The sequence below is a fragment of the Bradyrhizobium sp. LTSPM299 genome (genome assembly GCF_000938235.1).
Classification (GTDB): Bacteria; Pseudomonadota; Alphaproteobacteria; order Rhizobiales; family Xanthobacteraceae; genus Bradyrhizobium.
In genome coordinates this window covers 558374-581924 of sequence record NZ_JYMU01000049.1, presented here as the reverse complement: position 1 = coordinate 581924, position 23551 = coordinate 558374, and the positions used below count along the sequence as shown (strand labels likewise).

The 23551-nt window shown below is 62.5% G+C and carries 23 protein-coding genes; 8 read left to right on the top strand and 15 right to left on the bottom strand.

Features of this window, described 5'->3' with window-relative positions; translation table 11 throughout:
• Window positions 1-203: 203 nt before the first annotated feature.
• On the top strand, window positions 204-440 hold the full coding sequence (locus UP10_RS26000) for a hypothetical protein (protein WP_044539007.1): 237 nt from the start codon (window positions 204-206) through the stop codon (window positions 438-440).
• Between the two features lie 237 nt (window positions 441-677).
• On the opposite strand, the gene rpoD is transcribed toward UP10_RS26000, so the two are convergent.
• Window positions 678-2810, bottom strand: a complete 2133-nt coding sequence (gene rpoD, locus UP10_RS25995; RefSeq protein WP_044590013.1) for an RNA polymerase sigma factor RpoD — start codon at window positions 2808-2810, stop codon at window positions 678-680.
• Window positions 2811-3060: 250 nt separating this feature from the next.
• Window positions 3061-5100 carry a DNA primase gene (gene dnaG / locus UP10_RS25990; protein WP_044590012.1) on the bottom strand — a complete coding sequence of 680 codons (2040 nt, stop codon included), beginning with the start codon at window positions 5098-5100 and terminating at the stop codon, window positions 3061-3063.
• Between the two features lie 240 nt (window positions 5101-5340).
• On the opposite strand from dnaG, the gene UP10_RS25985 reads away from it, so the two are divergent.
• The gene (locus tag UP10_RS25985; RefSeq protein ID WP_044590011.1) at window positions 5341-5895 is read left to right on the top strand and encodes a chlorite dismutase family protein; all 555 of its coding nucleotides are present in this window, start codon (window positions 5341-5343) and stop codon (window positions 5893-5895) included.
• A 393-nt stretch (window positions 5896-6288) separates the two neighbouring features.
• Here UP10_RS25985 and UP10_RS25980 read toward each other — a convergent pair whose 3' ends face one another.
• The 3 genes from UP10_RS25980 to UP10_RS25970 form a co-directional block, all read right to left on the bottom strand.
• The gene (locus UP10_RS25980) at window positions 6289-6687 is read right to left on the bottom strand and encodes a gamma-glutamylcyclotransferase family protein (protein ID WP_044590010.1); all 399 of its coding nucleotides are present in this window, start codon (window positions 6685-6687) and stop codon (window positions 6289-6291) included.
• A 109-nt stretch (window positions 6688-6796) separates the two neighbouring features.
• Window positions 6797-7606 (bottom strand): transglutaminase-like domain-containing protein, encoded by an 810-nt coding sequence (locus UP10_RS25975; RefSeq protein WP_044590009.1) that lies wholly within the window; start codon window positions 7604-7606, stop codon window positions 6797-6799.
• A 2-nt stretch (window positions 7607-7608) separates the two neighbouring features.
• A complete protein-coding gene (locus tag UP10_RS25970) occupies window positions 7609-8508 on the bottom strand; it encodes a transglutaminase family protein (RefSeq protein ID WP_044590008.1) in 900 nt (299 codons plus the stop codon).
• 103 nt (window positions 8509-8611) lie between these two features.
• Here UP10_RS25970 and UP10_RS25965 point away from each other — a divergent pair, with 103 nt between their 5' ends.
• Window positions 8612-9409 carry an N-formylglutamate amidohydrolase gene (locus UP10_RS25965; RefSeq protein ID WP_044590007.1) on the top strand — a complete coding sequence of 266 codons (798 nt, stop codon included), beginning with the start codon at window positions 8612-8614 and terminating at the stop codon, window positions 9407-9409.
• Window positions 9410-9464: 55 nt separating this feature from the next.
• On the opposite strand, the gene UP10_RS25960 is transcribed toward UP10_RS25965, so the two are convergent.
• Both UP10_RS25960 and UP10_RS25955 read right to left on the bottom strand, forming a co-directional pair.
• Window positions 9465-9836 carry a Crp/Fnr family transcriptional regulator gene (locus UP10_RS25960; RefSeq protein WP_044590006.1) on the bottom strand — a complete coding sequence of 124 codons (372 nt, stop codon included), beginning with the start codon at window positions 9834-9836 and terminating at the stop codon, window positions 9465-9467.
• A 163-nt stretch (window positions 9837-9999) separates the two neighbouring features.
• Entirely contained in the window at window positions 10000-11622 is a 1623-nt protein-coding gene (locus tag UP10_RS25955) for an inorganic phosphate transporter (protein WP_044590005.1), read from the bottom strand.
• 353 nt (window positions 11623-11975) lie between these two features.
• Between UP10_RS25955 and UP10_RS25950 the strand changes: the two genes are divergently transcribed.
• Complete coding sequence (locus tag UP10_RS25950; protein ID WP_044590004.1) at window positions 11976-12251, top strand: type 2 periplasmic-binding domain-containing protein; 276 nt, start codon at window positions 11976-11978, stop codon at window positions 12249-12251.
• A 542-nt stretch (window positions 12252-12793) separates the two neighbouring features.
• Window positions 12794-14338 carry a glycoside hydrolase family 17 protein gene (locus tag UP10_RS25945; protein WP_044590003.1) on the top strand — a complete coding sequence of 515 codons (1545 nt, stop codon included), beginning with the start codon at window positions 12794-12796 and terminating at the stop codon, window positions 14336-14338.
• 317 nt (window positions 14339-14655) lie between these two features.
• Here UP10_RS25945 and UP10_RS25935 read toward each other — a convergent pair whose 3' ends face one another.
• From UP10_RS25935 to UP10_RS25900, 8 genes are all read right to left on the bottom strand, one after another.
• Window positions 14656-14889, bottom strand: coding sequence for a DUF6894 family protein (locus UP10_RS25935; protein ID WP_044590001.1), 234 nt, complete (start codon window positions 14887-14889; stop codon window positions 14656-14658).
• A 138-nt stretch (window positions 14890-15027) separates the two neighbouring features.
• On the bottom strand, window positions 15028-16233 hold the full coding sequence (locus tag UP10_RS25930; protein WP_044590000.1) for an amidohydrolase family protein: 1206 nt from the start codon (window positions 16231-16233) through the stop codon (window positions 15028-15030).
• Between the two features lie 73 nt (window positions 16234-16306).
• The gene (locus UP10_RS25925) at window positions 16307-17212 is read right to left on the bottom strand and encodes a branched-chain amino acid--2-keto-4-methylthiobutyrate aminotransferase (protein ID WP_044589999.1); all 906 of its coding nucleotides are present in this window, start codon (window positions 17210-17212) and stop codon (window positions 16307-16309) included.
• 198 nt (window positions 17213-17410) lie between these two features.
• Complete coding sequence (locus UP10_RS25920; protein WP_044589998.1) at window positions 17411-18004, bottom strand: DUF1349 domain-containing protein; 594 nt, start codon at window positions 18002-18004, stop codon at window positions 17411-17413.
• A 100-nt stretch (window positions 18005-18104) separates the two neighbouring features.
• Window positions 18105-19088 carry a DUF3592 domain-containing protein gene (locus tag UP10_RS25915; protein WP_156180245.1) on the bottom strand — a complete coding sequence of 328 codons (984 nt, stop codon included), beginning with the start codon at window positions 19086-19088 and terminating at the stop codon, window positions 18105-18107.
• Between the two features lie 76 nt (window positions 19089-19164).
• Entirely contained in the window at window positions 19165-19782 is a 618-nt protein-coding gene (locus UP10_RS25910) for a LysE family translocator (protein WP_044589996.1), read from the bottom strand.
• A gap of 213 nt (window positions 19783-19995) precedes the next feature.
• Window positions 19996-20532 (bottom strand): hypothetical protein, encoded by a 537-nt coding sequence (locus UP10_RS25905; protein ID WP_349643977.1) that lies wholly within the window; start codon window positions 20530-20532, stop codon window positions 19996-19998.
• A 10-nt stretch (window positions 20533-20542) separates the two neighbouring features.
• A complete protein-coding gene (locus UP10_RS25900) occupies window positions 20543-21985 on the bottom strand; it encodes an LVIVD repeat-containing protein (RefSeq protein ID WP_044589995.1) in 1443 nt (480 codons plus the stop codon).
• Window positions 21986-22105: 120 nt separating this feature from the next.
• Here UP10_RS25900 and UP10_RS25895 point away from each other — a divergent pair, with 120 nt between their 5' ends.
• Genes UP10_RS25895 through UP10_RS25885 form a run of 3 tightly spaced genes read left to right on the top strand, consistent with a single transcriptional unit; the run spans window position 22106 to window position 23441 of the window.
• Window positions 22106-22420 (top strand): ArsR/SmtB family transcription factor, encoded by a 315-nt coding sequence (locus tag UP10_RS25895; RefSeq protein ID WP_044589994.1) that lies wholly within the window; start codon window positions 22106-22108, stop codon window positions 22418-22420.
• Window positions 22413-22880, top strand: a complete 468-nt coding sequence (locus UP10_RS25890; protein WP_044589993.1) for an SRPBCC family protein — start codon at window positions 22413-22415, stop codon at window positions 22878-22880. The genes UP10_RS25895 and UP10_RS25890 overlap by 8 nt, the downstream gene beginning before the upstream one ends.
• 48 nt (window positions 22881-22928) lie before the next feature.
• A complete protein-coding gene (locus tag UP10_RS25885; RefSeq protein ID WP_044590132.1) occupies window positions 22929-23441 on the top strand; it encodes an SRPBCC family protein in 513 nt (170 codons plus the stop codon).
• The last annotated feature ends 110 nt before the right edge of the window (window positions 23442-23551 follow it).

Sequence of the window (23551 nt, the reverse complement as noted above, 5' to 3'; positions counted from 1 at the left end):
TCGGATCGCACCCGATGCGAAACCGGGCTGGGACAGGACAAGTGGTCCGTCGGTGGCATGCAAGCGCATCGGGCCGCCGCCGCTTCGAAACGGACCGGCCGTTGCCGCCGCCACCTCGCAAGAGCCTTCCGTGCAGGGCAGATCGGCGCCAAAACCCGCGTAATTTGCTTTGACAGCGCCGCCGCTATCGGGGACAAGCCCGCATGCCGAAAAAACCCGGGACCAATCCCAAAGGCGAGTTCGCCTTCTTCAACGTCTTCTATGAAGACGGTTCGCAGCGGTCCAACCGCCGCGTGCCCTCTGAGCTGCTCGGCGGGCTCGACGGCGACGAGCCGGCGCGCGCGTTCATTCATGAGCAGGACCGCGAAATCGCCGAGAAATCCGGCCGCCCGCCGCTCGAGATCAAGAGCCTGGAGCGGGTCGGGGCGAAGAAGAAGTAGCGGGCGGGTCTCGCCGTCAGACCGAACCACTCTGCCACGCCACATCTCTCCTTCGTCATTCCGGGGCGCGCGCAGCGTCGAGCCCGGAATCCATCAGGCCGCGCATTTTGCGGTCAAATGGATTCCGGGCTCGACGCTGCGCGCCGCCCCGGAATGACGAGGGATTGGTGGCGATCCGGCAAAACAAAAACGGCGGGCATTTGCCCGCCGTTTTGATTTGAATGGACGCCCGTGAGCTTAGTTATCCAGGAACGACCGCAGCTTCCGCGACCGTGACGGGTGCTTCAGCTTGCGCAGCGCTTTCGCTTCGATCTGTCGGATGCGCTCTCTGGTCACCGAGAACTGCTGGCCGACTTCTTCCAGCGTGTGGTCGGTGTTCATGCCGATGCCGAAGCGCATGCGGAGTACGCGTTCTTCGCGGGGGGTCAGCGAGGCCAGCACGCGCGTGGTGGTCTCGCGCAGGTTCGACTGGATCGCTGCATCGATGGGCAGGATCGCGTTCTTGTCCTCGATGAAATCGCCGAGGTGCGAGTCCTCTTCGTCGCCCACAGGCGTCTCGAGCGACAGCGGCTCCTTGGCGATCTTGAGGACCTTGCGGACCTTCTCCAAGGGCATGCCGAGTTTCTCGGCGAGCTCTTCCGGGGTCGGCTCGCGACCGATCTCGTTCAGCATCTGGCGCGAGGTGCGGACGATCTTGTTGATCGTCTCGATCATGTGCACGGGGATGCGGATGGTGCGGGCCTGGTCGGCGATCGAGCGGGTGATCGCCTGCCGGATCCACCAGGTGGCGTAAGTCGAGAACTTGTAGCCGCGGCGGTATTCGAACTTATCGACCGCCTTCATCAGGCCGATATTGCCTTCCTGGATCAGGTCGAGGAACTGCAGGCCGCGGTTGGTGTACTTCTTGGCGATCGAGATCACGAGACGGAGGTTGGCTTCCACCATCTCCTTCTTGGCCTGACGGGCTTCGCGCTCGCCCTTCTGCACGCCGTGCACGATCTTGCGGAATTCGCCGATCTCGAGGCCGGTGAGCGCGGCCAGCGACTGGATCTCGTGACGCAGATCCTTGATGCGGTCCTTCTCGTGATGGACGAAGTTCTTCCAGCCTTTGGCCGAAAGTTTCGAGACACGGTTGAGCCAGCGCGGATCGAGCTCCGAGCCCTGATAGTTGCGTAGGAAATCCTCGCGCGCGACGCCGTGGCTGTCACCGAGGCGCAAAAGGCGGCCCTCGAACGAGACCAGCTTCTTGTTGATGTCGTAGAGCTGCTCGACCAGCGAATCGATGCGGGCCTGGTTGAGGCGCAGCGACTTCACCTCGACGATGATCTCGTCCTTCAGCTTCTTGTACTTGCGCTCCTGCGAGGGCGACAGCGATTCGCTCTGCAGCTGGTTGGCAATGTCCTGCTCCTGCAGGCGGCGCAGCTTCTTGTACTCGGATGCGATCTTGTCGAAGGTCTCGACCACCTTCGGCTTCAGCTCGGCCTCGATGGCGGCGAGCGACATCTGGTTCTCGAACTCGTCGTCGTCCATGTCGGCTTCGGCGGCGGCCTCGGCCGGATCCTTCTCCTCGCCCTCAGGCGCAGCACCTGGAGGCACGGCGCGGAACGGGGTCGGCGACGGCGGCGCAGCGGGCGGCGCGACATGCGCGGGCGCGGCGGAGTCAGCACCGTTGCCATTGGCTTCGGCAGTTGCACCATCGGCACCGGGACCGGCGATCAGGTTCGGATTGATGCCGCCCTTGGATTCGGGGCCGGCATAGGTCGCTTCGAGATCGATGATGTCGCGAAGGAATATCTTTCCTTCGTTCAACTCATCGCGCCAGATGATGATGGCCTGGAAGGTCAGCGGGCTTTCGCAGAGGCCCGCGATCATCGCCTCGCGGCCGGCCTCGATGCGCTTGGCAATCGCGATTTCACCTTCGCGGGACAGCAATTCCACGGTGCCCATCTCGCGCAGATACATCCGCACGGGATCGTCGGTGCGCTCGCCCGGCTCCGACTTCTTGACCTCGGTGACGGCCTTCTGCGTGACCTCGACAAGCTCGTTGTCGGTCTCGTCGTCGGCGTCGTCCTTGTCGTCCTCGCCTTCGGTGTCCTCGGCCTCGGTGACATTGATGCCCATGTCCGAGAGCATCGACATGATGTCCTCGATCTGTTCGGGCGAGGTGGTGTCGGAGGGCAGCACTTCGTTGAGCTGATCGAAGGTCACGAAGCCGCGCTTCTTGGCCTGCTTGATCATCTTCTTCACCGCGGCATCCGACAGGTCGAGCAACGGCGACGGCGCGTCGGCGGAATCCTTTTCAGGCGTATCCGCTGCCTTGTCGTCTTTTTCCTTGTCCTTAACCTGCAGCGTCTTTGCCTTGGTGGCCATTCACTAAGCTCCCGAAACGCGGTCGTGCAAAATGGCGCCACGCACGCACATCCGCACAAAATCTAGAATTTGCTCTCGACGCACAAAGGGCGGCGCAGATATCGCCACCCCCGTCATCCGTCTCGATGGTTTCCATCTGCAAATAGCCGCGAGGCTATTAAGTTTCGCTTAACCCTGTTTTTGCAGCCAAACCATGGTATTGGCGAGTCTTTTCGCAGGTTTGGTTCACGCCGTCCGCATCATTTTTTCATCAGACACTGCGCTGGAACCGGCCTGACAATTCCCCGAACCCCTCAATCAGGGCCTCGGTCCCATCGGCTTCTGCCATCCGGGCCTGGATATCCTGCAACCATGCCAGATTGGCTTCGCTGGAATCTTCAGCCAAAGCCACTTCCGCGTCCTTCATTTCCCTAAGTAAGGCGTGGGTTTTCTGATGCAAGGCAACGAGTTGGCGCCAGGTCGATAAAACATCCTCGCGCGCCGCGCCGGTTCTTGCGCCCCACACCGCCTGGGTCGTGATCGCCCGCTCAACCCTTTGAAGAACTTGAGAAAATCCACCCGCCTCAAGGTCGGCGCGCATTTTCTCGGCCTGTTCGTCCTCGTCGGGGGAATGGTGATGGTCGTTGGCAAAGGCCGCGATGATGCCGGCGCGCAGCTTGTGGGCCTCGGGATGGGCCAATTCGAGGGCGGCCACCTCCTCCAGATGGTCGTGCAGCAGCCAGGGGTGGTTGATCAAGGATTCCAGGATCAACGCCTCACGGCGGGAGATCGCACTGCGCTGGCCGCGCATGATCGGGCTGTTGGCGAGCTGGGCGCTCGCCGCCTGGTAGGGACCGCCGGCCAGCCCTGACGCGGTGCTCTTTTGGGCAAAACGGCCGCCCTGGCCGGAGCCGCGGGGGACGAATTGGCGGGGTGATTCGCGGCCAGAGCCGCCCCCGAAATTGCCTCTGTTGTTGCCGCTGTAATTGCCCCTGTTATTTCCTCCGTTATTTCCTTGGCCATAGAAGCCGCGCCCGCTCTCGGGAGCAAAGGTGCGCTTCAGGCGCTCCTGCATATCCTGGCGGTAGTAGCGGCGCAGCACCTCGTCGCGGATACCGTTGGTCATCTCGCCGATCCGGGCCTCCAGCGCGGCGCGGCGTTCCGGCGTGCTGAAACCACCGCCCTCGATCTCGCGCGACCAGATCATGTCGGCGAGCGGACGCGCCGCGCCAATCACCTCCTCGATCGCGCCGCGGCCGCCGGAGCGGGCGAGATCGTCGGGGTCCTGCCCTTCCGGCAGCAGCGCGAAGCGCAGGCTCTTGCCGGGCTTAAGCTGCGGCAGCGCAAGGTCCGCCGCACGATAGGCCGCCTTCTGGCCGGCGCGGTCGCCGTCGAAGCAGAGGATCGGCTCGTCCGCCATCTTCCACAGCAGCACGAGCTGGTTTTCGGTCAGCGCCGTGCCGAGCGGCGCGACGGCGCCGGGGAAACCCGCGGTGACCATCGCGATGACGTCGACATAGCCCTCGACCACGATCAAGGGCGAGCCGTCATGCGCAGCCTGGCGCGCGGTGAAGAGGTTGTAGAGATTGTCGCCCTTGTGAAACAGCGGGGTTTCCGGCGAGTTGAGGTATTTGGCCGGAACGTCCTTCTCCAGCGCGCGGCCACCGAAGGCGATGACGCGGCCGCGGACGTCCGTGATCGGAAACATCACGCGGTCGCGGAAGCGATCGAACGGCACCGGCTTGTCCTCGCCGGACACCAAAAGCCCAGCCTCCACCATGTCTTCGGTCGAGATGCCTTGTGCGCCGAGATGCTCCTTCAGCGCAAAGCGATCCGTCGGCGCGTAGCCGATGCGGAACTGAAGCTGCGTTGCCGGCGTGATGCTGCGATCGGCCAGATAGCCGCGCGCTTTCGCACCGTTGCGCGAGGCCAGCGTGTCGGCAAAGAATTTCGCGGCGAGTTCCATCACGTCGTGCAGCGTGCGGCGGCGCTGCTCGTGGCGCGCGGCATCGGGGGTCGCCGCCGGCAGCGGCAAGCCCGCGATCGCCGCCAGCCGCTCGACCGCCTCGGGAAACGAGACACCCTCGGTTATCATCAGGAAGTCGAAGATGTTGCCGTTCTTCCCGGACGAGAAGTCGAACCACGCCTGCTTGTGATCGTTGACAAAGAAGGAGGGCGTCTTCTCCTGCTGGAACGGCGACAGGCCCTTATATTCGCGCCCCGCCTTCTTGAGCTTGACGCGCCTGCCCACGACTTCCGAAACCGGAAGCCGGGCACGCAGCTCGTCGAGGAATTCGGGCGTAAAGCGCATGGGGCTCAAGTCAGGGCGAATCGGTCATCGATATATTGAAGCGTTGTTCAACGTATCAAGATTCTCCGGCTTCTCCCGGCTATTCACACCCCCGTCATTCCGGGGCGATGCGAAGCGTCGAGCCCGGAATCCATTCATCCACATCGTTGGTCCATGGATTCGGGGGCTCAGCCCTTACGGGCTGCCCCGGAATGACAGAGACGGCTTGCCCCGTCCCCGGTTCCGCGCTTGGATGGGGCCATGTTCACGACATTCAGGGGCGGACAGAGCGGCGGCTGGAAGGTCACTTCGGTCGCGCGGATTAAAGGCGAGACGCTGCCGAAGGTAGCGGCGCTCTCGATCGTTGCGAGCGAGGCGATCGCGCTGCCGCTGTTGCCGTCGCAGACCTCGTGGCGGCTGGCCGGCGTCGCCAGCCATCTGCGCTACACCGAGAAAGCCGAGAAAGAGCAGCTTGCCGCCGTGCAGGCCGAGCTCGGCCGCAGCGAGGCGACGCATGCGGCGCTGATCCCGATCAAGAAATCGGCGGCTTGGTGGGATCGGACCCAGGAGGAGCGGCGCAAGATTTTTGAAGACAAGTCGCGCCATATCGCCGGCACAATGAAGTATCTGCCGGCGATCGCGCGCCAGCTCTATCATTCGCGCGACCTCGGGATGCCCTTCGACTTCCTGACCTGGTTCGAATTCGCGCCCGAGCAGGCGAGCCTGTTCGAGGAGTTGGTCGGCCAGCTGCGCGCCACCGAAGAGTGGACTTATGTCGAGCGCGAGGTCGATATCCGTGTGGTCAGGGAAGATTGACGACCATCGTTGTCATGCCCAGGCATCCACGTCTTTCCTCAACGGGCTGTGCATTGCAAAGGCAGCACGAGCGATAGGGCGGGCTCGTTAAAAGCCAATCTGTATAACGAGCCGTTCGGCAACCGGGGGAGATGGTCCATTGAATTCATTCATTGGCAGCGCAATCATAACTGCCATCTCAATCGTCGTACTCACCATCGCTTTTGGAGGTTCTAAAGACTGGCATTCGTTCAGCACGATCGGAAGCCTTCTAGCCATATTTTGGGGCATCCCGCTCTTTGTCGTGTTAGCGGTCTGCCACTTGGTCTACAAAGCACTCAGGCGTCCCCGCGCGACACCACCACCGCACGAGTCAAAATAATTCATGAGCGCATCGTGCTGTACGCGCGGTGGTTAATGCTCGAGAAATTTCCCCGATGCTATCAGCGGCAGCTGTGCCACCGGCCAATTGTAAATATAGGTCCATGCCTCGCCGGTGCTGCCGTCGGCGAGCGTGACCGGCAGCATCTCACGGACATACTCGGTCGGCGGCGCAAAACCCTCGCCGCAGGCTTCATACATGTCGAACTCGCGCAGCAGGATGTCGGGCGCGCGCAGGCGGAATAACTCGCCATGCACGACATCGGCTGTGACGTCCGACGTCACCAGGCCGGGATAGTGCTTCACCAGATAGAGCCGGCCGCGGCACTGCGCCTCGCCGAGGAAATCGGAATTGGCGGCGAGCAGCTTCGCCATCGGATGGTCGAAGCCGCGCATCAGCGTGCCGTAGACGAAGAGCAGGTCGGAGATCATGGCTTACCAAGTCATTCCGGGGCGATACGAAGTATCGAACCCGGAATCTCGAGATTCCGGGTCTGGTGCTAACGCACCATCCCGGAATGACAGAAAAATCCGGGACACGCTAGGCCGCCAGTTCATCGGTGACGACGACGAATTTCGCCAGCGTCATGCGGCCAAAACTCGTGGTGAGCGCGACGTCGGCGGCGTCGCGGCCGGTGCCCATCAGGATGCGGCCGATCCGCGGGTGATTGTGGCGGGCGTCGAAAGTGTACCACTGGCCGGAGAGGTAGACCTCGAACCAGCCAGAGAAATCCATCGGCGCGGGATCGGGCGGCACGCCGATATCGCCGAGATAGCCGGTGCAGTAGCGCGCCGGAATGCCCATGCAGCGGCACAGCGTGAGCGCCAGATGCGCGAAGTCGCGGCAGACGCCGGCGCGCTGCTCGTAGACATCATGCGCCGACTTCATGTGATGGGCGTGCTCGTAGCCGAAGGTGACGTGGTTGTGCACGAACTCCACGATCGCCTGCACCCGCGCCCAGCCCGGCGGCGTGGTGCCAAACAACGACCAGGCGATGTCGGTCAGCTTGTCGGTCTCGCAATAGCGGCTCGGCATCAGATAGAGCAGCAGTTCGTCGGGCAATTGCTCGATCGGCACCTGCTGCGCGGCCGGATTGACCACGTCAGGCAGGCCGGAATCGCGCACCAGCGCCTCGCCGCGGAAGGTAACGTCGCCGGCTGGCGCAACCAGGCGACCGCAGACATTGCCGAAGCCGTCGCGATAGAAGCCAATCGGCACGCCTGATACGGTGACGATATGCTCGGTGCCGACGATGTCGGCGTAGCGCGACGGATGGATCGACAGCATGATCACCATCGGCGTCGGTTGCGCGGCCGTGTAGGTGATCTCGAAGCCGACCTTGATCTGCATCGTCAGGCGGTCTCCCGCTCCGCGTCCTCGCCGACCGAGACCACGTTGATGTCGACGTCCATGCGCAGGAACGCATCTGCCGGGCCCAGATAGACGCCGTGCAGCGGAACCGCCTGGCGCGGATCGCGGGCGACTGCGACGCGGATCAGGTCGCGGGTGCCGACGATGCCGTTGGTCGGATCGAACTCGATCCAGCCCGCGCTCGGCAGATAGACCTGCACCCAGGCATGGGTCGAGCCCCCACCGACATAGCCATGCGCAGAGTCGCTTGCGCTCGCGAGATAGCCGGAGACGAAGCGCGCGGCGATGCCGAGCCGGCGCAGCGCCTCGATCATGAACAGCGCATAGTCGCGGCAGGTGCCGGACTTGGTCCGTAGCGTGTCGAGCGGATGTTGGGTGCCGTGCTCGAAGCGCTTGCGATAGCTGAACGTCTCGCGAATGCCGTGCGTCATGTCGCTGAGGATATTGAACGTCGGCGTCGGCGCCACGACGTCGAGGAAGCGACGTGCCCAGGCCGACACCTCGCCGTTCGGATCGCCATATTGCGGCGTGATGAACTGCTGCAAGTCGGGGAGTTCTTCATCGCCATAGAGAAACGGGTAGAAATAGGCGGGTTCGTCCGGCGTCAGCGCGAACTCGTGGGCCGGATTGTGCTCCACCGTCGCCGTCGAGACAAAGGACAGCGCGTCGGCGCGCTCGTCGAAATTCGCGATCGCGACACTGTTGCCGAACACGTCATGGATCCAGCGCAGCGACATCGGCTGCGGATCGATCACGAGCTCGCTGCCGAGCACGCGCAGATCATGGCTGTCGCGCGGGCGCAGCATGATGCGGTGCTCGCCAAACGCCACCGGGCGCTTGTAGCGATAAACGGTCTTGTGATGGATCGTCAGTAGCGGCATCGTCGAACAATCATCGTTATTTCGGACACTCTAATCTATAGGGAATGCTGCTCATTTCCAGACCGGCATGCCGCCTGAATAGGCAAAACTGAGGAAAAGCCCCTTGAATCGCGTCGCTGATCCTTCTTTTCCGCTCGCAAAGACCGACCTTCCGCCGGTTCTCGAACGCAATCCCGCCAGCTCCTCGCCGTTCCTGTTCACCTGCGACCATTATGGCCGGCTGATTCCCGCAGCCCTCGGCGATCTCGGCCTGCCCGAAAGCGAGCTCGTGCGGCACATCGCCTGGGACATCGGCATCGCCGGCGTCGCTACGCTGCTCGCCGACCAGCTCGGCGCGCATCTGGTCGCGCAGCGCTATTCGCGGCTCGTGATCGACTGCAACCGCCCGCCGCATGTCGCAAGCTCGATCCCGCTGATCAGCGAAGCCACGACCGTATCAGGCAACGAAGGGCTGTCGCGCGACGACGCGCAAGCGCGCCGCGCGCAGATCTTCGATCCCTATCATAGCCGCATCGATGAGGTCATCGACGCGCGCGCGCAGCTGGGCACGCCGACGGTGCTGGTGTCGCTGCATAGTTTTACGCCCGTCTATGCCGGCATCGCGCGGCCCTGGCACATCGGCACGCTCTATCAACGCGACACGGTGCTGCCGCCGTTGCTCCTGAAACATCTGCGCAACGAGAGCGATCTCGTGGTCGGCGACAACGAGCCCTATGCGGTCAGCGACGAGACCGACTACACGATCCCCGTGCATGGCGAGAAGCGCGGCCTGATGAACTCCGGCATCGAGATCCGCCAGGACCTGATCTCCGACCACGCCGGCGAGACGGCGTGGGCCGATCGGCTGGCGCGGATTCTTGCCGAAATCGAGACGACGCTGCGCAAGGAAGCGTTGATCTAGGCGCCTATCGGAGGATCAGCGGTCATATTCACCTTCCTGGCTTTCGCAGGAAGCGTCAGGCGAAGCCCTTGTTCATCACCCGCAGTCGCTGTGCGAGCGTCCTCATAACCTTGAGCGCGAAATAGGGCGTTTGACTCACGAGGAAGAGAAATTGCTTTTCGGAGATCGGCACAAGCTCGACGTCTGTGATTGCGATGGCAGTCGCGCTCCTTGGCTCGCTGTCGATCAGCGCCATTTCGCCAAAGATGTTGTGAGTCGAAAGCTCGGCGATGGCTCTGTTGCCGACTTGAATGCGAACCTGACCGCTCCTGATGACGAAGAGCTCGTTGGCCGGTTGCCCCTCGCGAAAAATCACGTCGCCTGCTTTTACGCTGCGCGTCTCGACATCATTCCCCGTCAAGACGCTGAAGCTCGCATCGGTCGCCATTTCAACTCCTGTGCTGCGAAGAGCAGATGCTTGAGGTTTCGGGAACGCCCTGGAACCTGGTTGGATCGCCTGCTCCGGTCGATCTCCACATTCATAATTTCGGGCCGGAAGCGATCAACCCATTTCGACGGCCGGGGATCTCGGTGTCGAGGGATGCGATCTGCTAGAACAGATGAGCAAAGACAAAGTACAGCGTGCCCGAAATCAGCATAGCGACCGGCAAGGTCAGCACCCAGGCCATCGCGATATTGCGGATCGTCGACCATTGCAGCCCCGACCCGTTGGCCGTCATGGTGCCTGCGATGCCTGACGATAGAACATGCGTCGTCGACACCGGCAGACCGTAGCCATCCGCCGCCGCAATCGTTGCAGCCGCTGTGATTTCGGCACACGCGCCTTGTGCGTAAGTCAAATGCGTCTTGCCGATTTTCTCGCCGACGGTCACCACGATTCGCTTCCATCCGACCATCGTGCCGAGGCCAAGTGCAATCGCGACCGCGATCTTGACCCAACTCGGGATGAATTTCGTCGCGCTGTCCAGCGATCCTTTGTAGCGCGCAATTGTTGCAACGTCGTCGCCGCTGAGCTTGCTCTCGTCACTCTTCATAAGGAGCCGAAGGGTTTCGGAAACCAGGTACATATCGTTGCGCGTATTGCTGACCGTCTCAGCCGGGAACTTTGCGAGCGACCCGTATTGTGCAACCTCGTCGCTGATCTCCCGCATCAGCTTGACCAGTGACGGGTAGGTGCTTTCGTCGAGCTGGCGAAGCGCGATATAATTGGTCACCGCCGGGCGCGCGTTGCCGGTGACGCGGCGGTCGGCGCTTTTGCTCTCGATGACTTTGCCTGCGGCAGCCGAGTTGTTGGCGAACTGCTCGATCTGGCTGGCGGGCATCGCACGATTCAGCGCGTAAGCCGTCGGGACCGTGCCGATCAGAATGAGCATAATAAGGCCCATGCCTTTTTGACCGTCGTTGGACCCGTGGAAAAAACTGACCAGGGTGCAGGTGAGGATCAGGACGCCTCGTATCCACCAGGGAGGGGGCTGGTCGCCCTTTGGCTCGGCAAACAGTGCTGGCGTCGCGCGCAAGAGAGCGCTTTTGAGCGCAAAGAGCAGAATCGCGGCGAGCGCGAAGCCGAACAATGGCGACAGGAGGAGGGCTTTGGCGATGTTGCCGGCCTGGGACCAGTCCACGCCCGAGGTCCCCTCTCGGCCGTGCATCAACGCGTTGGTGATGCCAACGCCCATGATCGATCCAATCAGGGTGTGCGAGCTCGAAGCCGGCAGCCCGAAATACCAGGTGCCCACGTTCCAGATGATCGCCGCGATCAGCAGCGCGAATACCATCGCGAAGCCGGCACTGCTGCCGACCTGAAGGATCAACTCCACCGGCAACAGCGAAACGACGCCAAAGGCGACTGCGCCACTCGACAGAAGAACACCGATGAGATTGAACACGCCCGACCAAACGACGGCGACATGGGCCGGCATCGAGCGTGTGTAAATGACGGTCGCGACGGCGTTGGCCGTGTCGTGAAAGCCGTTGACGAATTCGAAGCCGAGCGCGATCAGCAATGCGACGAAGAGCAGCAGGAATGCCAGATACGAGGTCTTCCCTGCGCCGGTGGCACCGACATCCGCGTAGATGCTGTACGCGACGAACAAGAGAGCAGCACCGATCACTCCCAGGTAGATAATACCCGTCAGGGGATGAAAGCCTTTTTCAAGATCCGGGCCTCTCCCGAGAGCAGGCTCGATCGAACCGGGCAACGCGACATCGCTCATGAATTCTCTCTGGGAAATGTAATTGGGGGCTATGGCGTGTGACATTAGGACTACGCTTACATGACAGTGATATGACAGTCATGTGATGGCGCCCGTTTGGCGACCGTCGCGGCCACCAAGCGATGCCGCACATCGAACCGGCGGGTCCGCGATTCATCAAGCCGAAACAATGGGTTACATGCGCAACAGAGGCGCCAGTTGGCGCTAGCCGAGCTGGTAAGTCTGCTACGGCCAACAGAAGAAAGTCAGACGTTTGGCTGCACGCGCCGTCACAGCCATTTTGGTACGTCAGTTCGGACAAATTGGCGAAGCCGATCGATCAGCAACGTAGGATTCGGGTCGACGCAGATTGAATGCCGATATCCGAATGCCCTGGAGATCCAGCCGCTCTACCCGACCGCTCGCTCAACGGCCGGCACATTCTCGACGAGGTCACCTCCCGTCGACAGGTGCGCTTCAACGTCGTTGCGGAATCCAACTCGTTCGAGATGCTGCGGGGGTTGGTCTATCGATGTGATCTCGTCTCCTTCCAGATCGAGATCGGTGCACCATCCGCCGATCTGGGCATGGGCCTGGTTGCCTGTCCCATCGACACGCGCGACATCCCCCGCGGGCCGAACTGGTGCTGAGTCAGTTGCGAGGGCGCGGCCTGTCCATCGCAGCGGCGACATTTTCGGAGGTTCTGGCGAAAAGCCTGCACGATTTGGGTACACGCGCCTCATCTCGTCATGAGCGATGATCCGTCAGATCCGAGCGACTTCCGCTTCGGGTCAAACGCCGCAATGGGGATCTACGCGGACCGATGTTCGCTCGGCTGCCGACAACCGACGTCGCCAAAGTTGGGGGTTGTTCGTCCATGTGAGGCGGACGAATCAGAAGTTCGCTTGCATGGCGCATGATGACCGTCAGGGAGGCCATCCAGGGAGGCCATCTCGAAAGACGGCGAAGATTATTTCTACCTGCCCTGCGGTAGAATCATGGTGATCGTCAGAGGTGACTCTCCTCTTGCGGCGCGGACAATCTGGCGGCAATTTTCGCGAGTCGAGTATTTGTTATGGTGGGGTCAGGGTCGCACGCCGGTTGATCGACGATCCATGCCCTGGAGGACGCAACTATTTCGCTTCGCACGCCTCTGGCGCTTCTCCTGATATCCCTGGGTACGATTGCAGCGGTGTGGTGGTGGCTGGCCACCCCCATCAATTTGGTCCGCGCACCGATCGACCCGAATGCCAAGCTGCAATGCATCGCGTACGCGCCGTTCCGCGCTCACCAGACGTCCGAGTCGCCGGCGACGCAAGTGTCGCGGGAACAGATCGCGGAGGATCTCGCCCAGCTTGCCAAAATAACCGATTGCGTCCGTACCTATGCGACCGATCTGGGTCTCGATCAGATCCCGGAGCTAGCGGCCAAGGTGGGGCTGAAAGTCATTCAGGGAATTTGGCTCGGAGGGGACCCGCAAAAGAACGCGACACAGATATCGACGGGCATACGCCTCGCCCGGCAATATCCGGGAACCATCATCGCGCTTGGGGTCGGCAACGAGGTCATGTTGCACCGGGCAATGACTGCTTCCGACCTTGCCGCCATCATTCGCTCGGTCAAGGCGCAGGTGACCGTCCCCGTCACCTATTCCGACGTCTGGGAGTTCTGGCTGCGCTACCGCGAACTTCAAGACGTCGTCGATTTCATCACCATTCATATCCACCCATATTGGGAAAATGATCCGGTCCCGGCGAAATTCGCCGCCGCTCACGTCGACGCCATCCGCATGCGGATGGCGTCGACGTTTCCGGGCAAGGAAGTCCTGATTGGAGAAACGGGTTGGCCGAGCGAGGGGCGGATGCGCCGGTCGGCGCTACCGTCGCGGATCAATCAGGCCCGGGTGATCTCGGAGATCCTCGATCGTGCCCAGCGCGAGAATTTCCGCGTCATCCTGTTCGAGGCCTATGATGAATCGTGGAAGCAAGAGCTCGAGGGCACGGTCGGTGGATCCTGGGGCCTGTTCGATTCCGTGCAGCGCATGCTGAAATATCCGCCCGGCATCCCCGTCAGCAATTATCCGCTCTGGAAGTTGCAACTGAGCAGCGGAATGGCGCTGGCGGTCCTGATCTTCGGTGCGGCATGGCTGACCTTGCGCCGCAAGCCGCGGCAGCCCCGGCTGGTTTCATGGCTTGCGGTCGGAATATCGGCAACCACAGCCGGAATCCTGTTTGGGGTGGCCGCCCAGAAGATGTTCTATGAAAGTTACGGCGCGGGCAGCTGGCTTCTGTGGGGCACGCTTCTGGTGGTGGCAACCGCTTCGCCGGTGTTCGGCGCCAGCGCCCTGGTGTCGGGGCGCGCACCGCCGACATTTCTGGAATTGCTGGGACCGAAGGACGACCAGAGTCTATCACTGCTGACGCTCCTGCACGGACTGGTCTGGATCGTCGCCATCGTGATCACCACGCAGACCGCGGTCGGCTTTGTGTTTGACCCGCGCGAAAAGGATTTTCCTTTCGCGGCCCTCACCATGGTGGCGGTTCCTTTTGCGGCCATGGCGCTGCTCAACCGGCCGAAGAAGGGAATCCGCCCGATGGCGGAATCGATATTTGCCGGTGTGTTTCTGGTGGCAGCTATCTATGCGGGACTTAGCGAAGGGGCGGACAACTGGCAGTCGCTGTGGACTTGTGCTGCCTATATACTGCTCGCGGTTACGCTGTGGCGGGCGCGGGCTTGAGAAAATGTTCGCTCGGGTGCTGATAACCGACGTAACCAAGTTTTGGGCATCAGTCTTGGGCGTCAGTCTTGAGCGTCGTTCGGACGGCCGCTTCCGGACTTAAATACTCGCGGTTATCACGTCGCCGTCGAAAGCCGAGCGGCTGACGACATGGAATGCTTCGCATGCCATTTGGGGCCGGGCCCGCGCATGTAGTGGAGCTCGGGCCGGTAGCGATCGCGAAAGCACTTGATCAAATTCTGCCAACCCGCCGTGATCGCGTTCAAGCCGCGGCGAAGGGGCAGGAATGGTGGCCGCTCCGATGCCATGGCACCCTCTCAGTGCGGCTTGCCGAGAACGGATGCAAAGGACAGGACAACGATCTCGTCGCCGGCCTCGTCGCTGACATGCATGGTCCAGTCGCGCCAATCTTCCAGGCTGATCGTTGCGACGAGCGACCGCATCATGCAGGTGGCCGCCTCGCACGCCTCGGCGAGGCTGGCGGCGGAGCTGCCGCGGCGATCCATCAACACCCCTCGTGTGTTGGCGCAATGGAGATAGACTTGGGCCATGTTCGCGTTCTCCGCCTGAGCAGGCTCGACCCTGCACAATGGAGCATACGCGGCCGCAGCAGGGTCACCCGTGATCCAGCTCACACAAGCGCGCGGCCTGGCAGGCTCCGAGACCGCAGGGCGGCGCGTCGATGCGGACTAGGATGCTCTCCCGGTCACGCGCCCGTCGCGGGCGACCAGCGTCCCCGCCTTGTAGACGGATCGTCCTTGCGGCGGACCAACGACGGCTTCGGGAACATGCGCCGCGTTCAACGTCACGAAATCCGCCTTCGCGCCCACGGAGAGGCCGTAGCCTTCGAGCCGCAATGCCTTGGCGCCTGCCGCCGTGACCATGTCGAAGGCGATCCGCAATTCCTCATCCCTGTAGAAACCCGAGCGGTAACCGATCGTCGTCGCGCGATTGAGCATATCGCCGTCTCCGTAGGGCCACCAGGAATCGCGGATGTTGTCGTTGCCGCTGAACACGGTGACGCCGGCCTGCCTGAGCGCGGCAACCGGAGGGAAGGCCCGACTGCCGGGCGCGTTGGTCATGATGGCGACGCCGGAACGCGCCAGCACATCCGCGACTTTCCCGAACACGTCCGGCGCCACATCGCCGAGCGAATAGGCGTGGCTGACCGCGACATGGCCTTCCATGCCGAGCGCGCGGGTTCTAGCGGCGATCTGCTCGATCTCGAACACGCCGAGTGTGCCGTGGTCGTGCAGGTGAATGTCGACGTCGACGCCGCGCTTCTCGGCGACGCCAAACACGACGTCGAGATGGCGCTCGACGTCGCGGTCGAAGCTTGCGGGATCGAGACCGCCAACCAGATCGGCGCCGATCCCGATCGCCTGATCCAGCAACTCCGGCGTACCCGGGCTCTTCAGGATTCCGCTCTGGGGAAACGCGACGAGCTGAATGTCAATCAGGCCCCTGTACTCCTCGCGAACCCCGAGGATGGTCTCGAGCGATTTGAGGCCGACGGAGCCGTCGACCATCACATGGCTGCGCATCTGCGTGGTGCCGTGCGCGATGCAGAGGTCGAGCTGGTTTCTGGCCCGCACGTCCATCGGCGCGGCCTCGGCCATGTTCTGCGCCTGGAATGCGACCCGCTCATGCACGTCAAAGCCGTTGGTGCACGGCCTGTGCGGCCGCCACACGTCGCCATAGAAGCTGGTGTCGAGGTGGATGTGACCTTCGACAAATCCGGGCACGACGAGTGCGCCGCCGAGGTCGATGGTCCCTGGCGCCACCGGTTGGTCGTCCAAGCCTGTAATAGCCGCGATGCGCCCATCGCGCACGGCAAACGCATGAAGCGCACCGTCGTCGAACCGTGCATTGATGAAGTTCTTGTCGGCCATCATGTCCTCTCCATTCCCGGACGCGTTCGCCCGGCGGACGACCGCGCAAACAGCGCGCACTGCGCCATCTAATGACTCAGACCGCGTAGTTCACGTCTGTGCGGTAGGCACTTTCGCGATGATTGCGCCAATAGAGGTCCTTTATTCTCTCGAAGACAGGCCCTGGCCGGTCATTGCCCAGGATCGTTTGATTGACGCGCACCACCGGAACGATGCCTCCCGCGGTACTCGTCAGGAATATTTCGTCCGCAGCTTCGATGGCTTCGCGGGGAATCGGCTCGATTGAGGCCTTGTATCCGAGTACCCCACAAAACTCGAGCACGGAACGGCGCGTGATGCCTTGAAGACTACCGCGGTCTGACGTGCGAACCTTGCCGTCCTTGACGATGAAGACGTTGAACCCCGGGCCTTCGGTGACGATACTCTCATCGCACAGTACGGCCGTATCAAAATCGTGGTCGTGCGCTTCCATAAGTCCGCTGGTCAGATCGTTCCATTGATAGTTCTTCACCGTCGGATCGACCGCACGGTCCGACACACGAGGAACGGACGATATCCACAGCCGAACCCCGCGCTCCTTGACCTCCTTTGGAACGATATCCACCCATGCAATAGCGTAGGCCAGGAAGTGATTTTCGCAGTCGGACGGACGACGGGAACCCGCGATGCGTGGCAGGCCGCGCAGGGTCACCATTGCAACGTAAGCATCTTTCAGGCGCGACGTGGCCACGCAGCGATGCAGGATTCGCTCGATCTCTTCACGCGACTCGGTTGGTTTCATGCGGCGGGCACGCATCGATCGCTCGAACCGATCGAGATGATCCGCAAGGCGGAAGAAAGCTCCGTCGGACACGTGGACAACATCGTAGACAACGTCGGATCGCGTGAAGGCCCAATCCAGCGGCGAGATCGACGCCTTGGCGACCGGCACAAACGCACCGCGGACGTATGCTGTCCCCTTGCTGAAATCATCATCTGACATGAGTTTGCACCTGCGCTTTCGAGAGAATTATTCCCTCCAAACTCCACCGGAAACTCATGAATGACAATAGCGAGAAGCTGTCCTGTCCAGCTGATCGACGGTCGTGTTCAATAGGTGGGAGGGGTCACAGCCGTGATAATCTCACAAGCCTCGCGACCCGCATTTCGGAAGCGGCGAGGAGGGAGTTGCGGCCACGCCTTAGCCGAGATCGTGCAGATCCTTGCCCAGCGGCGGCGTCAGGCGAAACGACGAGAAGACGACCTTCAGTCCGGCCCGCTCGGGCGTGCAGGCCATCGGCCCGACAAGGTAAGAGCTTGCCTTGGGAAACGGCGCCAGCCGCAGCAGCGGCCAGAGTTTGCCATCGGCCGAGGCCTGCAAGCGCAGCACGCCGTTCGCGACGGTCGCGCGTAGCCGGAAATCGCTGGCGTCGTGCCCATAATGTGCGCTCGCCCAGTCCGATCGTCCGTCGGTCAGAACGCTGCCAAGCATGGCATCGCCGTCCGAGAACTCGATCCCGGCCTTGACCCAATGCTGCGCGTCGATCCGCACCATGATGCCCGCCTGGTCGTACAGCGCGCGAAAGTCGCCCTGGACGCGCAACTCGGCGGTGAACGCCTCGCCGGTCCGGAAGCCGAGGAAATGTCCGTTGTCGCGGTTAAAGCCGTAGTGGGTCTCGCGCCAGAAGTCGGTGGCCTTGTCGGTGACGATCTCGAGGCTGTCGCCCTGCGCCGACCATCGTTCCGGTTCGTTCAGCCATACACCATCGTCTCGGAGCAAGATCGGGCTGTTCATGTTGACCTCGGTTGGCCGTTTCAGGCCGGTCGTACGCCAACATAACTTCTCAATTGAGGCGCGATTGCATGAGCACCCAAGGAGTTCGGTTTTGAACTGACTACCCGCCGCGGGTCGCGGCGAACAGCGCGGCGGCCACGAACAGCGCCGAGACCGCCCATAGCACCCAGGCAAACCGGCCGTCGCCGCGCGCGTCGAGCGCGGCTTCCGCGGGATTGGCGGGATTGACGTGGACCTCGACGGCCGCGCCATCCGGATAGCGCGACAGCAGGCGCTTCAGCATCCTGTCCGAGGCCGAGGCCGAGCCGGCTCCGACGCGGGCGCATTCGTTGGTATAGCTGACATTCTGATAGGCGTAGCTGTAGGACACGCGCCTGCCGAACATCTCGGTCCCGCGCCCGCCGCCTTCAGACGCGGCGCCGCGATACTCCTCCATCTCGGACACATGGATCGTACCTGCCACCACCGGCCAGTGGCTGGCGGCCCAGGCCTGCTTGCGCACGGCAAACCCGAACAGCGCGACGACGAAACCGAACGCGCCGAGACCGATCACCATCCCCGACCGATCGGGGCGCGCCATATGTCGCGAGAGAAGATCGTACAATTTGTTGAAGCCGAAGGCCGAACCGAACACGATCGCGAGCACGATTGCGCTGCCGATGCCGAGACAGCCCCACAGGCCCTTCGGCAGCTCGCGCTCCAGTACTGCCTGGTCCGGATGCCGGGGATTGTAATAGACGGTCACGATGCTGCCGGCCGGGTATTTCGCCAGCGTCTCGGCGACCTCCGAATTGCCGAGGTCTTCACCGATGCTGACGCGGTTGCAGCGCAGCTTCCTGCCGTTCGCCGTATATTCGTAGACGACGTTGGCGAAGTTGCGCTGCTCGAGCCGCTCGCCATCCTCGCGATCATCGTCGGGAACTTTAACCTCGCGCAGTTCGACGGTCGAGGTCACGACGCAGCCGGCAGTCTGCGGCCAGCCCTTGGCCTCGCGCACCTGCCAGGTCTTGACGACGGCCGCAATGACGATCAGCCCGAGCGGCGCGAGCAGCATCGCATAGACAAGCCAAGGCAAATCAGGCACGGGGGATTCCCTTCAGCGGTGGCAGCGCCCGGTTGGACGCAGCCCACGCGCGAAGGGTTCAAGCCGCCGGCGGGATTTATCGCGCCCGGGTCAGCGCCAGCCAGATGCCGCCGCCGATCATGAAGCCGCCGGAGATGCGCGACATCAGCCGCGTCCGCTCCCTGGAGAAGAACTTCCGGGCGCGCCCGGCGAGCAACGCATAGGCCCCGTCGGTCATCGCGGCGGTTGCCATGAAGGTAATGCCGAGCAGCGCGACCTGGGGAATGTGCGGCTTGTCCATGTCCATGAACTGCGGAATGAAGGCGCCGAAGAACACCAGCACCTTCGGGTTCGACAGCAGCACCAGAAAACCCTGCAGGAAGAAGCCGCCGCGCGGCGGTGGCGGCGCCTCATCGGTGCCGACGCCCTCGACCGGCGAGCGGATCAGCTTGATACCGAGCCAGACCAGATAGGCGGCACCGGCAAAGCGCACCCAGTCGAACCAGTAACCCATGGTCGCCATCAGCGAGGTCAGGCCGACCGCGACGATACCGATCACGATCCCGAGCCCGACCTGGGCCCCCAGCACGTTGATCAGCGCGGCGCGCGTGCCGTAGCGCAGGCCATTGGCGATCACCATGGTGACGATCGGACCGGGCAACAGCGCCAGCGCAATGCAGGCGGCGACGAAGGCGAAATAGGCTTGCAGGGACATGGGGACTCTTCTGTGTTTCTCTCGTCATTATGCACGCGAAGGGCGCAGTTGGAAACGGCTGAACTCCCTCGCCCCGCTCTTGCGGGAAGAGGGTTGGGGTGAGGGGCTCCCTCCGCGAGGTGGTGCGAGTAGATAGACCTGTACCCCCTCACCCGGATCGCAAGAGCGATCCGACCTCTCCCCGCAAGCGGAGCGAGGTAAAGAACACTGCACTCAACGACCTTCCATCGCCACGGTCATCCATCGCTTCAACTCAGCGGAGTCCAAAAAGCTCAACGCCGCCCTCTGCACCCGCGTCGCATCGCCCCTGCCCTGCGCGGCCGCCACCAGGAGATCGCAGCGGTGCGACAGCGCGATGCCGATCGCGGTGCGCTTCCCCTCGGGCATCTCGATGTCATACGCCCGCACGCGCCCACGCATGTCGGCGACGTCAACGGCATCGCCTGCCTTTAGCGCCACAAACCGCGCGCTGATCATGTCGATATCGGCGACGCGATCGACCTCATCGTCATCGGCGACGCCGGTTCCGCAGTTGCAGAAGCCGAGCTTGGGCCGAACATAGACCTCGATGCCTTCGCAATCCGTCGTGCCGCAGCGAAACGCGCGGCCCGCCGGCCAGCCGTCGCGCGGGAACGGCCAGGCAATCTCGCGCCACGCGCCGGCGCGTGGCGGCGCCATCTCGTAAGCAGCGACGGCGGAGAAGCCACCGAGCGCCAGACACATCGCCGCAATGACGGGCCACGAGCGCATCATCGCGTCCTCATGGCAGGCCGGCGACGGCGCGCGCTTCACCGGTCAATTCGAGGATATGCAGGCCGGTGTTGGCGCGATCGACCGCGTAGATGTAGCCGCGTTCGTCGGTTTCGAGGTTGTTGGTCTGGATCGCGACCTTGCAGCGGTCCTTGCCGTCGATGGTCACGCAGCGCTTGTCGGTCGCCGCAGTGATCGATGGAATGAAATAGCCGACTTCCCTGGGGTGATAGGGATCGCGGATATCGAGCGCGCGAACGCCGGCATTGAAGAAGGCGATGAAGGCCATCTTCTTGTAGTAGACCGGCGCCATGCTCTCGTTCGAGGAATGCGAACCGAACCGGCCGCCACGCTCGCAGAACGAGCCGGAAGCCTCCGGCACGGTGTAGCTCGAAATCATCATCGGCCGCGCCTCGCTGGTGACGTCGGCGAACCACACCATCTGTCGCGCCTCGCCGCATTCGTTCTGGATCGCCTCATCGACGATCATCACGATGTCACGCGTACGGCCGTCCTTGTCGTGCGCGAACTCCGCAATCGGCATGCCCGGCATCGGAAACGTCGTGTGCGCGCCGTTCATCGCCGACAGCGGCATCCGCGCGATCTCCGGCAGCTTCAGATTCTCCGGCGTCGGCTCCTTCGGCCCGTTCAAGAGCTTGTCGCGATCGACGATTTGCAAAAAGCCGCCCTTGTTGGTGCCGTAGCCGAAATAGACCCGGTTGCCCTTCACTCCGGTCGAGATCGGCCCGTGCAGTTCGGTCGGCACCGCGCCGGTCGCGCCCGGCTCCTGCCCGGGCAGGCCGAAATCTCGGATCTTCACCGGATGCGCTGGATCGGAGAGATCGTAGATCTGCGTCATGCGCCGGGTGCGCCAGTCCGGCGCGCCCGACACCAGGAAGGCGATGCCGGTTTCGCATTCCCAAAAGCTCTTGTGGGTATCCTTGAGGCCGCCAAGCCGGGTCACCAACACGGGATTGGCGGGATCGGCGACGTTCCAGATCTCATGCGCCTCGCTGCCGAAGGTGCGCAGCATGTAGACCGCGTTGCGATCGCCCTTCGGCAGATCCTTGCCGTCGCAGATCCGCACCATCTGCGCGCCGCCGGATTCATATTTGCCTTCCTGTCCGGGAATGTGCCGCAGATATTTCGGATGCACGGGATCGGTGACGTCGACGATCGAGGTGCCGTTTGGCTCGGCCTTGCCGGTCATCGGATTGACGGGATCGGCAATGTCGTCGGTGCCGCCGTGATGGCCGATATAGGCGATCCAACGATCACCCTGGTGGTGAATGGTCGGCTGATAGGCGCTGCGCGCCTGCAGGTCGTTAGTTCCGACCAGCTTCATGTTGGACGCTTCCGGCGGATCGCCAATCTTCTGCTGCTGGGCGCTTGCGGTGGACGCAAGCAGGACAAACACAATCGTGCAGCAAACCGCCGAAACGCGACCACCCATGAGCACCACCCCAAGTTCCTCGCCAATCTGCGTTGGCTGCGCGGGAGCTTAGCATGGCGACATCAGTGCCAAAACACACGCTCTTGACATGCAACCATTTGGTTGCCTATCATCCGAACCATGGATGCGGTCTTCAAAGCGCTGGCGGATGCCTCACGGCGGACGCTGCTCGACCGGCTTCACGACCACAACGGACAGACGCTCGGCGAACTCTGCAACGGCCTCGACATGACGCGTCAGGCTGTGACCAAGCACCTTGTCATTCTCGAAGAGGCCAACCTCGTCACCACGATCAGGCACGGCCGCGAGAAGCTGCACTACCTCAACCCGGTTCCGATCCATCAGATCGGCGAGCGGTGGATCAGGAAGTTCGAGCGCGGGAAACTCGCCGCGCTCAGCGAATTGAAACGGCAATTGGAGAAGCGTGATGAGTAAGCCGGAATTCGTCTATGTCACTTATATCGAGACCTCGCCTGAAAAGCTGTGGGATGCGCTGACCGACAGCGCGTTCACCAAGCAATACTGGTTCGATACCGAGGTCCGATCCGATTGGAAGGTCGGCTCGCCGTTCGCGCTTGTGATGGGCGGCAAGACCACCGACACCGGCAATATCCTCGAGGCGGACCGGCCGCGGCGGCTGTCCTACACGTTCAAGCACGAGCTGTTCGACGGGATGCGCGACGAGCCGGCGACGAAGGTCGTCTTCATCCTGCAGCCGTTCGGCAATCTCGTGAAGCTGACCGTGACGCATGAAGGCTTCGATGTGGGCAGCAAGCTGCTCGACGGCATCTCCAGGGGATGGCCCGCGATCCTGTCCGGGCTCAAGAGCCTGCTCGAAACCGGCAAGGTGTCGCCGATTCCTCCGGAGGCGCTGGGGATCCAAGGGTTCGAATGACAAAGGCTTCGAGTGACCATGAAGATCTATCGAAGGGTGCGTGCGAACATGAATATCGAGACGTTCAGGCCGGCGATCGTCTACACGATCTACATCGCCTCGACGCCTGAGAAGGTGTGGCAAGCGCTGACCGATGCCGAGTTCAGCCGGCAATACTTTTCCGGCCATGCGGTTGAGGTCGACCTGAAGGTCGGCGGCGCTTACATCGTGCGCCGGCCCGACGGCGGGCTGCACATCTCCGGCGAGGTGATCGAATGCGATCCCTTGAGGCGGCTCACCGTCACCTTCAACGTCAACTGGCCGGCGCTGGTCGAAAAGCTCGGGCCGACGCTCGTGACTTACGAGATCGAGCCGGCCGGCAATGGCGTGAAACTGACACTGTTGCAGTCGCATGACCGTCCGATCAGCGACGACATCCTGTCCGGCGGCCGCACCGGCTGGCCGGCGATCCTCTCCAGCCTGAAGAGCCTCTTGGAAACCGGCCAAGCCATGGTGATCCCGATGCAGCCCCCGGCGCGCATGCTGGCCGCGCTGAAGGAACTGGGGATCGCGACGCCGTAGCCGGGACGGAATGCCGGAGTTGCTTCAGTTAATCCGCCCTTAAACGATGAGATCGATACCGGCCAAAATCGATAAGGAGTTTACCACCTTCGGATGCTAGGAGAAAGGCG

Bases quoted from the DNA above. Each gene is read 5' to 3' on its own strand.
- UP10_RS25910 (WP_044589996.1), bottom strand. From the start codon at position 19,782: ATGTCCCTGCAAGCCTATTTCGCCTTCGTCGCCGCCTGCATTGCGCTG.
- UP10_RS25930 (WP_044590000.1), bottom strand. From the start codon at position 16,233: ATGATGGCCGACAAGAACTTCATCAATGCACGGTTCGACGACGGTGCG.
- UP10_RS25935 (WP_044590001.1), bottom strand. From the start codon at position 14,889: ATGGCCCAAGTCTATCTCCATTGCGCCAACACACGAGGGGTGTTGATG.
- UP10_RS25890 (WP_044589993.1), top strand. From the start codon at position 22,413: ATGAGTAAGCCGGAATTCGTCTATGTCACTTATATCGAGACCTCGCCT.
- UP10_RS25885 (WP_044590132.1), top strand. From the start codon at position 22,929: ATGAATATCGAGACGTTCAGGCCGGCGATCGTCTACACGATCTACATC.
- UP10_RS25955 (WP_044590005.1), bottom strand. From the start codon at position 11,622: ATGAGCGATGTCGCGTTGCCCGGTTCGATCGAGCCTGCTCTCGGGAGA.
- UP10_RS25960 (WP_044590006.1), bottom strand. From the start codon at position 9,836: ATGGCGACCGATGCGAGCTTCAGCGTCTTGACGGGGAATGATGTCGAG.
- UP10_RS25975 (WP_044590009.1), bottom strand. From the start codon at position 7,606: ATGCAGATCAAGGTCGGCTTCGAGATCACCTACACGGCCGCGCAACCG.
- UP10_RS25895 (WP_044589994.1), top strand. From the start codon at position 22,106: ATGGATGCGGTCTTCAAAGCGCTGGCGGATGCCTCACGGCGGACGCTG.
- UP10_RS26000 (WP_044539007.1), top strand. From the start codon at position 204: ATGCCGAAAAAACCCGGGACCAATCCCAAAGGCGAGTTCGCCTTCTTC.
- UP10_RS25950 (WP_044590004.1), top strand. From the start codon at position 11,976: ATGCCGATATCCGAATGCCCTGGAGATCCAGCCGCTCTACCCGACCGC.
- rpoD (WP_044590013.1), bottom strand. From the start codon at position 2,810: ATGGCCACCAAGGCAAAGACGCTGCAGGTTAAGGACAAGGAAAAAGAC.
- UP10_RS25970 (WP_044590008.1), bottom strand. From the start codon at position 8,508: ATGCCGCTACTGACGATCCATCACAAGACCGTTTATCGCTACAAGCGC.
- UP10_RS25925 (WP_044589999.1), bottom strand. From the start codon at position 17,212: ATGTCAGATGATGATTTCAGCAAGGGGACAGCATACGTCCGCGGTGCG.
- UP10_RS25905 (WP_349643977.1), bottom strand. From the start codon at position 20,532: ATGCGCTCGTGGCCCGTCATTGCGGCGATGTGTCTGGCGCTCGGTGGC.
- UP10_RS25900 (WP_044589995.1), bottom strand. From the start codon at position 21,985: ATGGGTGGTCGCGTTTCGGCGGTTTGCTGCACGATTGTGTTTGTCCTG.
- UP10_RS25920 (WP_044589998.1), bottom strand. From the start codon at position 18,004: ATGAACAGCCCGATCTTGCTCCGAGACGATGGTGTATGGCTGAACGAA.
- UP10_RS25985 (WP_044590011.1), top strand. From the start codon at position 5,341: ATGTTCACGACATTCAGGGGCGGACAGAGCGGCGGCTGGAAGGTCACT.
- dnaG (WP_044590012.1), bottom strand. From the start codon at position 5,100: ATGCGCTTTACGCCCGAATTCCTCGACGAGCTGCGTGCCCGGCTTCCG.
- UP10_RS25980 (WP_044590010.1), bottom strand. From the start codon at position 6,687: ATGATCTCCGACCTGCTCTTCGTCTACGGCACGCTGATGCGCGGCTTC.